The 11777-nt window shown below is 55.8% G+C and carries 9 protein-coding genes and 5 pseudogenes; 12 read left to right on the forward strand and 2 right to left on the reverse strand.

Annotated elements, in window-relative coordinates; genetic code table 11:
- Together GAK38_RS22135 and GAK38_RS22140 are read left to right on the forward strand one after the other, a co-directional pair.
- Positions 1 to 115, forward strand: a pseudogene (locus GAK38_RS22135) (IS5/IS1182 family transposase); the annotation flags it as partial.
- Positions 116 to 187: 72 nt separating this feature from the next.
- A complete protein-coding gene (locus GAK38_RS22140; protein ID WP_325347081.1) occupies positions 188 to 388 on the forward strand; it encodes a hypothetical protein in 201 nt (66 codons plus the stop codon).
- A gap of 32 nt (positions 389 to 420) precedes the next feature.
- Here GAK38_RS22140 and GAK38_RS22145 read toward each other — a convergent pair whose 3' ends face one another.
- Positions 421 to 807: a hypothetical protein gene (locus GAK38_RS22145; protein WP_325347082.1), complete on the reverse strand. Its 387-nt coding sequence runs from the start codon at positions 805 to 807 to the stop codon at positions 421 to 423.
- 404 nt (positions 808 to 1211) lie between these two features.
- Between GAK38_RS22145 and GAK38_RS22150 the strand changes: the two genes are divergently transcribed.
- The 10 genes and pseudogenes from GAK38_RS22150 (at position 1212) to GAK38_RS22190 (ending at position 11354) form a co-directional block, all read left to right on the forward strand.
- Entirely contained in the window at positions 1212 to 2216 is a 1005-nt protein-coding gene (locus GAK38_RS22150) for an MsnO8 family LLM class oxidoreductase (RefSeq protein WP_325347083.1), read from the forward strand.
- A gap of 83 nt (positions 2217 to 2299) precedes the next feature.
- Positions 2300 to 3502, forward strand: coding sequence for an acyl-CoA dehydrogenase (locus GAK38_RS22155; protein ID WP_325347084.1), 1203 nt, complete (start codon positions 2300 to 2302; stop codon positions 3500 to 3502).
- A 44-nt stretch (positions 3503 to 3546) separates the two neighbouring features.
- Positions 3547 to 4893: an LLM class flavin-dependent oxidoreductase gene (locus tag GAK38_RS22160; RefSeq protein ID WP_325347085.1), complete on the forward strand. Its 1347-nt coding sequence runs from the start codon at positions 3547 to 3549 to the stop codon at positions 4891 to 4893.
- A gap of 22 nt (positions 4894 to 4915) precedes the next feature.
- The gene (locus GAK38_RS22165; protein WP_325347086.1) at positions 4916 to 6538 is read left to right on the forward strand and encodes an ABC transporter substrate-binding protein; all 1623 of its coding nucleotides are present in this window, start codon (positions 4916 to 4918) and stop codon (positions 6536 to 6538) included.
- A gap of 36 nt (positions 6539 to 6574) precedes the next feature.
- Positions 6575 to 7282 (forward strand): annotated as a pseudogene (locus GAK38_RS24030) (ABC transporter permease); the annotation flags it as partial.
- 40 nt (positions 7283 to 7322) lie between these two features.
- Positions 7323 to 7580: an ABC transporter permease subunit gene (locus GAK38_RS22170; RefSeq protein ID WP_325347087.1), complete on the forward strand. Its 258-nt coding sequence runs from the start codon at positions 7323 to 7325 to the stop codon at positions 7578 to 7580.
- A 71-nt stretch (positions 7581 to 7651) separates the two neighbouring features.
- On the forward strand, positions 7652 to 8425 hold the full coding sequence (locus GAK38_RS22175; RefSeq protein WP_325347088.1) for an ABC transporter permease: 774 nt from the start codon (positions 7652 to 7654) through the stop codon (positions 8423 to 8425).
- A pseudogene (locus GAK38_RS22180) lies at positions 8422 to 9744 on the forward strand (ATP-binding cassette domain-containing protein); the annotation flags it as partial. The gene GAK38_RS22175 and the pseudogene GAK38_RS22180, both read left to right, overlap by 4 nt.
- Positions 9745 to 9822: 78 nt before the next feature.
- Positions 9823 to 10032, forward strand: coding sequence for a hypothetical protein (locus tag GAK38_RS22185; protein WP_325347089.1), 210 nt, complete (start codon positions 9823 to 9825; stop codon positions 10030 to 10032).
- Positions 10033 to 10034: 2 nt separating this feature from the next.
- Positions 10035 to 11354 (forward strand): annotated as a pseudogene (locus GAK38_RS22190) (LLM class flavin-dependent oxidoreductase).
- 276 nt (positions 11355 to 11630) lie between these two features.
- Here the strand turns inward: GAK38_RS22190 and GAK38_RS22195 are convergent.
- Positions 11631 to 11777, reverse strand: a pseudogene (locus tag GAK38_RS22195) (IS5/IS1182 family transposase); the annotation flags it as partial.

Raw genomic sequence — 11777 nt, forward strand, 5'->3', positions numbered from 1 at the left:
CGCCTTCTGCCGCCTCAAGGACTGGCGGCGCGTCGCAACCCGATATGACAAGCTTATGATCAACTTCGCAGCAACATGCTACATCGCAGCTATCGTCACTTGGTGGCTCAATTGAGTCTGGAGCCTAATGCGCGGCTGCCTTCAGGATCACCTTCTCTATGTCTGGGACGAGCTACAGCCGACGCTGGTGATCGTGACCCACGATATCGAAGAGGCCGTCGCCCTCGCCGATAAGGTCGTCGTAATGCTACCCCGGCCTGGCCGTATTCGGGATGAGATAGCGATTGATTTGCCGAGAAAGCGCGACCGCACGTCGGCCGCATTCGACGCGAAGAAACGAGAGGTTCTTGGCCTGCTCGACCGATCAATGGTCAAGTGCTTGGCTTGACGGACCGGAGGCATACCATCCAATGGCCGAATCTAGGGTTTCTGAAATTTCAGGATAAAGCGGTCGCTCTCACTGATCGCCTCATACTTCGCATGATCTTCTTGGCCGAGCTTATAAGATGGCGGTAGCGTCCAAACCCCACCAGGATAGTCCTTCGTATCCTTCGGGTTGGCATTTACCTCTGAGCTGCCGACGAATTTAAATCCGCCTACCTCAGCGAATCCGATAGCGACGTCCTGGCGGACATAGCCTAACTTGGCGAGTGGGTCCTGGGGCTGGTCGGGTTTCCCGCGATGCTCTTCGACATCCACGACGACGCTGTTCGCTTTCACCCCAAAGAACGTCAAGGCCTCTCCAGGATTTCGGTATTTGCCGCGAGCAGAGTTGGGCACTGATCGCTGTGAGGCTTTGATCAACACGGTTAGCTGCGTTATTTAATTGTCGGTTGTTGCCAAACTCGATGGTCGGCCAAGTCCTGTCTCTGCGCATCTGAGAGCCAAATAGTTTCAAGCCCGTCGATAGTCGATTGCTCTCGGCCAATTGGCGTGGATTTTCGCGTTCGGGCAAATTTTCTAAGGTTGACTGAGCAAGTGGGGTAATTTTGCTTTAATCTATATAATTACTCGATTAACCTCCCGAGAAATAAGCATGCTAACGTTCAGGATCAAATATAAACCCGACTTTGCACCAACTTTCTCTTAGGGCAAGGCATTCGGACGCAACCGAAATTACTCAGATCTGTCGTTGGGCATATGCAAACCTCTTCAAACCAGCCTCTCACCGGCTGGCTGCGCTGGTTAGCCGCTAAGAGAACGGTCAAATTGTGTACAACCTCAGTCTCTTAGACAAGAGCCCCGTAGCCGAGGGCGACAGCCCTTCGATTGCCCTTTCGAACACCATCCAGATCGCGACACTAGCCGAGAAGCTTGGATACGAGCGTATATGGGTTGCTGAACATCCTGGCTCTAACGAACTTGCATGTTCGGCGCCCGAGATCATTATCTCCTGGATTCTTGCGAATACCTCGCGAATTCAGGTCGGCTCAGGCGGTGTAATGCTGCAGCACTACGCGCCGTACAAGGTCGCAGAGGTTTTCAACGTCCTTTCCTCGTTGGCGCCGGGCCGTGTTGACCTTGGTGTGGGCAAGACACCTGGAGGGCTTCCCTATTCAACAGCCGCACTCCAGGCATATCGTTCATCGAAGCCAGATTTTGAGCAGCAGCTTTCTGAGCTTTCGGCACTTCTCGATCAAGGTCACGGCCATGTGTCCGAGCGTAGCTCGCCCTATGCTGGCCCAAAGCCAGACCAAGGTCCCCGACGCTATGTTCTTAGCGCTAGTCCCCAGAGTGCCAGTCTTGCCGCCTCTCATGGCTGGGATTTTGTGTTCGCGGGTCATCTGAATGGTGATGCGGAAAATATGCGGACGAGCCTTGCGACCTTTCGCGAGCAGAGTGGCGGACGCTCGGCCATCCTCGGTCTCGCAGCTCTCGTATCCGACACCCAGGCCAAAGCGGCAGAGCTGGCATCACAGCTGAAGGTTTTCGTCGTCAAACTTAAAAATGGCACAACCCAACTGGTGGGGAGCCCTGAGCGGGGTGCGGAGTTTGCCAGGCAAAGCGGAACTACTGAATATACGCTGGAAGAGCGCCGCCCTACCCTTCTCCACGGCACGGCCGAAACTGTGCATCAAGAATTGGCCTATTTGGCACGCGAGCATCACATAAACGAATTCATGATCGATACCCCAGCGGTCGGCCATGCGTTGCGGCAGCGATCGATTGAGCTGCTGGCGGACTCGCGACCGCGACCGGCCTCACAGCAATATTAGAGATCAAACGAGCAACCTTGTCACTAGGGTCACCAGGATGACGAACGCGTAAGACGAGCCTTCGTTAGAAAGCGATCAGGTAAATGACGATCACTGCTTTAAGAGATGTTTCGGACAGATCAGATTTCGACTTGAGCGCGTTCATCACGCAGGTCGCGGAAGGCGCGTCCACTCGGGACAGCGAGCGCCAACTGCCTTTCGAGTTGATTGAAGCGGTTCGAAATCTTCGACTAGGGGCTTTGCGCCTTCCAACGCATACGGGTGGCGCGGGATACACCTACCGGCAGCTGCTTTCCTTCATAATTGATCTTGCCGCCGCCGACCCGAACGTCGCGCACATACTTCGAAACCATTACTCTTTCGTGGAGCTTTACGCTCAGCCTCATGTCAAGGGCAGCGCCAAATGGACGGAGCTTGTTTCTGAAGGCTTGATCTTTGGATTGGGTGCAGGAGAGCTTCATAAGACCGTCGGAGCGGGCCTGGTGTCGACGACAGTTTCCAAAACAGAAGACGGTTTGCGAATTAGCGGCTCCAAATACTACAGCACCGGCAGCCTGTACGCGGATTACATCCTCATCCGCGCGGCCTGGGCTGACGGCCCGAAAGCATCGGTGGTATTGCCGACGAAGCGTGCTGGCGTTCGCCTGGTCGATGATTGGGACGGGATTGGCCAACGCCTGACAGGGTCGGGCTCGACATTCCTGGAAAATGTGGAAGTCAACGAGGACGAAGTCTTTTCAGACGAAGCCGAAGACGACTATCGCACTCCCTATAACACGACGCTGGGTCATATCCTGGTGACAGCGGTTGCTACCGGGGTCGCCAGGGCCGCTGCGAATGAGGCCGGAGCCCTGATTGCTCGCCGGGAACGGAGTTTTTCGCACGCGCCTACCGTCTTGCCCACTGAAGACCCGATCCTGCTCCAAGATCTAGGTGAGATTTCAAGTGCGGCGTTCGCGACTGAGGCGCTGGTGCTCGCAGCGGCCGATGCCTTGGACCTCGTGGACAAAGTAGCAGCCTCGGGCGGCAATGCCTCGGTGGAGCGACATGCAGCCTCACTTGCGGCAGCCAAGGCGAAGGTGGTTATCGACAATCTTGCGCTCAACGCGGCTTCCAAGATTTTCGACGTTGGAGGCGCCTCCGCGACCAAGCGAGCTGAGAACCTGGATCGACACTGGCGCAACATCCGTACCCTGATCTCGCACAACCCTGCTTCCTACAAGGCGCTCCATATCGGCAAGTTTGAGCTAGATGGCACCCTCATACCCGACAATGGTTTCTTCTGATCCACCACCTGAAAGCATTAGACAACGAGGTAAACCGAGCGCAAATGACACGTCGTGAACTCCATTTGAATGTCAACGCATTGAACTCCGGCTTCCACGGAGCGGCTTGGCGTGCCTCGTGGAGCAATCCGGCGGCATTCCTTGACATGAACCATTTCCTGGAAATCGCGAAGACGGCCGAGCGTGGGACGTTCGATGCCGTTTTCATGGCTGACATTCCGGTCATGGCCGGGGTTCCGCGCTTTCGACCCTATCAGGCTTTGGAGCCGACGCTGGTCCTCGCGGCCATGGCGGTTGTGACAAATAGGATCGGCTTGATTGCCACCGCATCCACGACCTTTAATGACCCCTACAATCTGGCACGCCGACTTCTCAGTCTCGATCACATGAGCCAAGGCCGTTGCGGATGGAATGTTGTCACCACGGCGGATGCAAGCGCAGCCCGCAATTTTGGATACAAACAGCAGCCACCGCACCACGAACGCTACGTCCGGGCCGACGCTTTCACTCGAGTTGTCAAGAAGCTTTGGGACAGCTGGGAAGACGGGGCATTCGTCGGGGATAAGTCGACAGGCATCTTCATTGATACGGATCGCGTCCACGACATAGCACATAAAGATGAATTCTATAGCGTTCAAGGCTCGCTAAGTCTTCCACGCTCAGTCCAGGGCTACCCGGTCTTGTTGCAGGCTGGAGGTTCAGATGATGGCCGGGATCTCGCAGCCAAGCACGCCGACGCGATCTTCTCCATAGCGCAGACGATTGACGAGGGCGTTGAGTTCACGACGGACATCCGTCGCCGTGCCGTCGGTTTTGGGCGAACAGATCCAATCTTGGTCATGCCTGGGTTATCGACATTGATTGGCTCTGATGAATCCGAGGTCAAGCGCCGTGAAGATGAATTGTGGGGCCTTTTCCCCGAGACCTCAGCCCTCGATCGTCTGACCGTGCTTTTTCGCATCGACGTCGATCGACTTGAACTCGACAAACCCTTGCCCAATGATATTGTCACACCACCCAATGGCGACCGTACCTTTTCGGGTGCGACGCTTTCCGCCGCTCGACGCGACAATCTCACGGTCCGTCAGTTGATCCGGCGTCTCGGTGGTAGTACCGGGCATCGCTTTCTGGTCGGAACGCCGAGAACGATCGCAGACGACATTGAAGCGTGGTTCCTCGCCGGAGCGGCCGATGGCTTCAATTTGATGCCAGACGTCTTGCCGGATGGGCTGTCCGTCTTCGTTGACGAAGTTGTACCGATTCTGCGAGCCAAGGGCATATTTCGCACGCATTATGAAGGCCGCACCCTTCGCGACCATTTCGGACTTTCGATCCCTCAACAGAACCATACGCCGTCGACCCTTGAGGCGACGGCCGTACCCTTGCGCTGATATCCTGAAGGAAAATTCAACAATGACGACGATCAGTAGGCGAAATTTCATGGGGCTCGCAGGTACGGCCCTGCCCTTGATTTATCTCGGCAGCAGCGGGACGGTGCTTGCGCAATCCAGGCAAGATACACTGCGCTACATCACCGGCGGCACTTTTAATTCCCTGGATCCAATTGGCCTTGGTGCTTCGGCCGACTCTGTCGTTCTTGGAGCAAGCATCTATGACCGGCTTGTTCGGTTTGAACGCCTTCCCGGTTCGACGCCCGAAAGTTTCGTCTTCGACTATAACAAGATCGAGGGAGAGTTGGCCGAACGCTTCGAAGTCAGCGCCGACAGCCTGACCTATACCTTCTACCTTCGCCAAGGCGCTGTGTTCCATGATGGTCGTCCCGTAACGGCGCACGACGTCAAATGGTCGCTCGACCGAGCGGTATCCGGCAAGGGTATGGGTAAGGGCCAACTCCAGACCGGGTCGCTCACTGATCCCAAGCAGTTTACAGCAATTGACGATTTGACTTTCCAGATCAAGCTGGAAAAGCCGGACCATCTGGTTCTCCCTAACCTCGCCTCGATGTTCGCGCCAATCTATAACTCGAAGCTGGTGCAGAAAAACAAGGCTGCCGACGAACCTTGGGGAGAAACGTGGTTGCTTGCCAATGAAGCCGGTGGCGGTGCTTACAAGGTTGAGTCTTACGCACAGGGCCGTCAGCTTGTTCTCGCACGCCACGATGCCTGGAAGAGTGCACCATTGCCCCCATTTCCCAAGGTCATCATTCAAACTGTCCCCGATGCGTCCACACGGGCCAACCTTATTGCAAAGGGCGACGCTGACGTCACGCTGAACCTGGTGCCCGAAACGTTTGCCGCTTTGAAATCAAACAAGGAAGTGAGGACGATCGCGACACCGATGCCGGGTGGGTTTACCTACTTGGTGTTCAACACCAAGCTGGCTCCGTTCGATAATATCCGGGTTCGAAAAGCCATCTCTCTGGCACTTCCATACGATGACTTGTTCGCGAACGGCGCATCTGGACAGGGTGTTCCGCTCTTTGGCGCCAAATGGGATAAGTCGCCTCCCTCTGGTTCTTATCCGCAAGCCTTGCCATGGCACACGGATATCGAGGAAGCGAAGAAGGAGCTTGCCGCGGCGGGATTTCCAAACGGCTTCACGACGAAGCTCCATTACAACATCAACAAGGCTTCTTTCGCGGCCTCGCCTTCCGTGCTTGTCCAGGAGGCGTTGGCCAAGATCGGGATCACCATCCAGATTGAGCCCCTGCCCGACGCCCAATGGTCCGAGACAACGGCCAACAAGCGGCTGCCGTTGATGATGGAGCGCACATTCTCGATATTCCCGGCGGTCGATTACTTCTTCCGGATCTTCTTCGCGTCCGGCCAAAGGTGGAATATTTCTCAGTGGGACAACGCGGAGGTGACGGATATTCTCGCCAAGGCGCACTACGAGGCCGATCCGGCGAAGTATGAGGAATATGCAAAGCGGCTGATCAGCTTGGTATACGAGGAGGCTCCCGCCATCCTACTTTGGCGCCCTACCCAGGAAGTTGTGACGGCGACGTCAATCTCGGGCTTCACCACCTGGTTCCACAATCTGGTCGACCCCCGTGACCTGAAGCGTGTCTCGTAGGTCGGTCGATTGCGGATGGCGAGCGGGATATGGCGCATGGTTTCCCTTCGAATAGTGTCGGCAGTCCCGGCACTATTCGGCGTGCTTGTCCTCATTTTCGTCGCCCTCCGGGTTTTGCCAGGTGATCCAGCCGCTGCGTTCGCCTCTTCCCCGTCCGCGAGCCAGCAGGATGTGGCAGCACTCCGCTCACAACTTCACCTCGACCGCCCCCTGATCGAGCAATTCGCTCTCTACCTGACAGATCTTGGGAAAGGTAACCTGGGAACATCACTGTCCACCGGCAGACCCGTGGCAGCAGATTTGGCTGATAGGCTTCCAGCGTCAATCGAATTGATCGCCTTAAGCTTTGTTCTAACTCTTGTGGGAGGTATGGGCCTCGGGATCTTGGCTGCGCTACGCCAAGGCTCCCTGGTCGACCATCTCATCCGCCTGGTTTGCTCCATTTGGATCACGCTCCCTGCCTTCGTGACGGGCTTGGTTCTTGTCTACCTCTTTTACTATCTGGCAGATTGGGCACCCGCTCCGACCGGGCGCCTCGACATGTTTGCCGTTACGCCTCCGACCGTAACGGGTCTACTGCTGATCGACATATTGCTTGCCAGGGATTTCGACACGTTTGCCTCCGCGATTGGGCAACTGGCGCTTCCGGTGTTGACGCTGACATTTTTCGCCTTGCCGCCTGTCGCACGTATCACGAGGACGTCGATGTTAGGCGTGCTCAGCAGCGACTATATCCGCACAGCACGGTCACTCGGCCTCTCCAGCTTCCGTGTGGTAATCGTCTATGGGCTTCGAAACGCCGTTCTCCCCCGTTTTGACCACGCTTGGAACGAGAGTGGCTTCACTTCTCGGCGGCAGCGTCGTCGTCGAGAAGGTCTTTGCCTGGCCAGGGATTTGCGCCTACGCAACGGACGCACTTCTGTCTGGAGACTTCGCGCCGGTCCAGGGATTTATTGTTCTGGTGGCTGTCGTGTACCTCTTGTTCAACCTCCTCGTGGATATTCTCGCCGGGGTTGCTGATCCAAGGATATCGATGGGATGAGCAAAACTGGGACGTCGACCTATGCTGCAACACGCTGGGCTAATAGGGAATCTTATGTTACGCCGTGCTGCGTGTTCATACTGCTGGCGACCGCGCTGATCGGACCTGCCATCGTTCCATACGATCCGCTTCTGTCCAACGTTTCGCAGGCCTTGCATCCGCCTAGCTGGCAACATTGGGCTGGTACCGACCAGATCGGAAGAGATGTCTTCGCCCGCCTCCTTGTTGCCACGCAACTAGACCTGTTGATCGTGCTTTCTGCAGTATTCCTATCACTTCTTATCGGTGCGATCACCGGCGCACTGGTCGGCTATTATGGCGGATGGGCAGACAAGCTGGTGGGACGCGCAGTCGATATCCTCATGTCCTTCCCTCTATTCATTCTCGCGATGCTTCTGGTTGCTGCTGTCGGAAGCGGCGTTAGCAATATCATTTACGCCACAGCAATCATCAATCTGCCATTCTACATCCGCGTCACCCGATCCGAAATCAACTCCCGCAAGAGCAGCGGCTGGGTGGAGGCCGCGCGTCTGTCCGGTAACGGCCACGGCCGCATCATTCTCAATTTCCTCATGCCAAGCATACTGCCCATCCTGGCAGTGCAGGTCTCACTGAATCTTGGTTGGGCGCTTTTGAATGCCGCGGCCCTGTCGTTTCTCGGTCTTGGCATCCAGCCCCCGACGCCGGAATGGGGGATCATGATAGCCGAGGGAGCCCAGTACATCACCAGCAGCGACTGGTGGCTTGTCGTGTGCCCGGGCGCAATGCTGATGTTCGTGGTCCTCACCTTCAACGCGATGGGCGACCGCCTACGAAATTTATTTGACCCAAGGCAACGCCAATGAGCGCCCCCCTCTTAGCAATTGAGGATCTGTCAATCGAGTTTACGACGTCGCGCGGCTCCGCTCTCGCGGTTTCCAACGTTTCTCTGAAAGTTCGCCCGGGCGAAAAGCTGGCGATCGTAGGCGAAAGCGGCTCTGGAAAGACGACCACGGTTATGGCTGCGCTTTCTCTCTTGCCCCAAGGCGCCAAGTTTGCTGGTGGTAAGATCCTTCTTGGTGGGAGGAATGTCGCGACCGCATCCAACACGGAGATAAGAGGCCTGCGTGGTCGCTTTGCCTCTATTGTATTTCAGAATGCGCGGGCAGCCCTCAACCCGGTTCGCGGCATTGGCGACCAGATCATCGATACCATTCTCGCGCATACGAGAGTGTCCCACCGGACCGCCAAGGCCTGAGCGCTTGAATTGCTTGAGGACGTGAGGTTCCCATCGCCGGAAAGGCAGTTTTACGCGTATCCCCATCAGTTGTCTGGTGGGATGTGCCAACGTGCGATGTTGGCGCTGGCGATTGCCTGTGAGCCGCAACTATTGATCGCCGACGAGCCAACCACAGGCTTGGATGTCACGACCCAACAAACCATCATGGCCTTGCTCAACGATATCGTCCTTGCGCGGAATATGTCGCTGATCTTGATCACTCACGATCTAGCTCTGGCGGGCGCATACACGGATCGCGTCATTGTCATGCGAAACGGGGCCATCGTTGAACAGGGATCGACGATTGATGTCTTGACAGCTCCGAGGACAGACTACGCAAGGACCCTTGTTGAGGCGACCCCACGTCTCTCTGGCGGAAATCCAAACACCGCGACACGAAAGCCACTGTTGGCAGTGTCGGATCTGGCCAAGACGTTTGCTGGCCACAGATCCGTCAATAATGTCTCGTTCGCAGTTGGGCAGAACGAATGCGTCGGGCTCGTTGGCGAGTCAGGATCGGGAAAAAGCACGATCGCAAGGTTGGTGTCACGGCTTATCGATCGCGACAGCGGTTCGATCGAATTCCATGGCGAGAAGATCGGCCGAATTGCCGCGCAGGACTTTTACCGTTCACCGACGCGATCAAAGATCCAGTTGGTTTTCCAAGACCCGACCGATAGCCTTGTCCCGCATAGAACAGTTTTCGCATCTATCGCAGATCCGCTGCGTAGGCTCACCGGTTTGAGTGGCTCGGAGTTGAGAAAACGTGTTGAAATGCTCGCGGATCAAGTCCAGGTTTCTCGTTCGCTGCTGGATCGCCTGCCACACCAGCTATCGGGCGGTCAAAAAGCAAGGGTCGGCATCGCAAGGGCCATCGCCGTTGAGCCCGAATTGCTGGTCTTGGATGAGCCAACAGCTTCCTTGGATGTATCCATCCAGGCCGCGATCCTTGAACTGCTAGGCGAGCTGAGGCGCCAGTTAGGAATGAGCTATCTGTTTATCAGTCATGATTTGAACGTCGTCAGCAATTTCTGCGATAGGATAATTGTGCTCCAGAAGGGCGCCATCGTTGAGACAGGTGACAGTTCAAAAATCTTCACCACTCCTTCCCATTCCTATACCCGGCAATTGCTTGAGGCAGCCTTGCAGCTCCCAACGACCGACCACGTTCCACTCATCAGCTTGGCGAAATAGCTATGACAAAGCGCAAAGACCAAATGAAACTTGGTGCCTTCTTGCTGTTTACCGGTCATCATGTGGCGGCATGGCGACACAAGGAAGCAATGCAGGGGACCGAGCTTGCCGATTATGTTGCTCTCACCCGTATGGCGGAAGATGCAAAGTTTGACGCAGTTTTCCTGGCTGACAGCCTGGAGGTAAGATTGGAAAAGCTGGCGGCCGCCAGTCGGAAAGCGCACAATGGGGTGCTTCCATTCGAGCCCATCGCGCTGCTGTCCGCCCTTGCCGCTGTGACGAATAACATCGGTCTAATAGCGACTGCTTCGGCTACTTATACCGAACCCTTCAACCTAGCTCGGCAGTTCGCATCTCTCGATCGTCTCTCTAACGGCCGTGCTGGTTGGAACCTGGTCACTTCGCCAGATCCCAAGGCGAGCCTTAATTTCGGACATGATGGCCAGATACTTCATGCCGATCGCTACGAGCGTGCCGAGGAGTTCGCTGACGTTGTGCTTGACCTCTGGCGATCATGGGACGATGACGCATTTATCCGAGACAGGGAGACGGGCGAATATTTCCATCCAGACAAGGTGCGGACGTTGGATCACCGTGGAAAGCACTTCAGGGTACGCGGTCCATTGAACGTGGCACGATCAGAGCAAGGACACCCTGTGCTTGTTCAGGCTGGTGCCTCGGAGCCCGGCAAGGAGCTGGCTGCGCGGACGGCGGAGCTTGTGTTTGCGGCCCAAATCACGCTTGAGGAATCTACTCGGTACTATTCGGACGTGAAAGGGCGATTGCTCAAATACGGACGCTCCGATGACGATCTGAAGATTATGCCGGGAATATTTCCGGTTGTAGGAAAGACCCAAGCGGAAGCCGATGAGAAGTTCGAGGAGCTGCAGGCTCTTGTTCAACCCGATGTGGGCCTGGACTTCTTGTCCAGATTCTCTGGTGGTTTCGATCTTTCCGGCTACCTCTTGGATGGTCCGCTCCCGGATATGCCAGAAACCAACTGGACTAAGAGCAGGTAGACACTAATCGTTGAACTGGCCCGCCGCGAGCAATTGACTATCCGACAGCTGTACTTGCGCATCGCTGGGGCACGGGGGCATTGGCAAGTCGTTGGAAAACCGGAGCACATTGCAGATGTGATGGAAGAGCGGTTCGACAATTTTGGGGCGGACGGCTTCAACATCATGCCACCGATTGCGTCTGGAGGCCTGAAAGACTTCATTGAACTTGTCGTTCCGGAACTACGTCGACGTGGTCGCTTCAGGACAGAATACGAGGGCAAGACACTGCGGCAGAATCTTGGGCTCAAGTTTCCGCGCTAGGTGTTTGCGGGAAATCCTGCAAATTACGCTTCTTCATATCTTCGCTGCCAAGTAGTTATATCGGCAATCAGCTGAATCTACAGTCCTATGGCATCCGGCGCGATGTATCCACCCACGATCGTATCTCGCACGCCCGTGCCTGAGAGCATATTATCTATTACAAGGTCAGTTTTCATTGCGCAAATCTAGCGCCTTATCCGTATTATCCGCAACAGCTGATTTCGAATTATGAGTTCACGGCTTAATAAACTTGAACAAGTCCTCTAGGCTCCAGACTTAATTGAGCCACCAAGTGACGATAGCTGCGATGTAGCATGTTGCTGCGAAGTTGATCATAAGCTTGTCATATCGGGTTGCGACGCGCCGCCAGTCCTTGAGGCGGCAGAAGGCGCGTTCGATGATGTTCCTGCGGCGGTAGGCGAC

Origin of the sequence: Xylophilus sp., from assembly GCA_009914555.1 — a bacterium.
In the GTDB taxonomy this organism is placed as follows: domain Bacteria; phylum Pseudomonadota; class Gammaproteobacteria; order Burkholderiales; family Burkholderiaceae_C; genus WNDY01.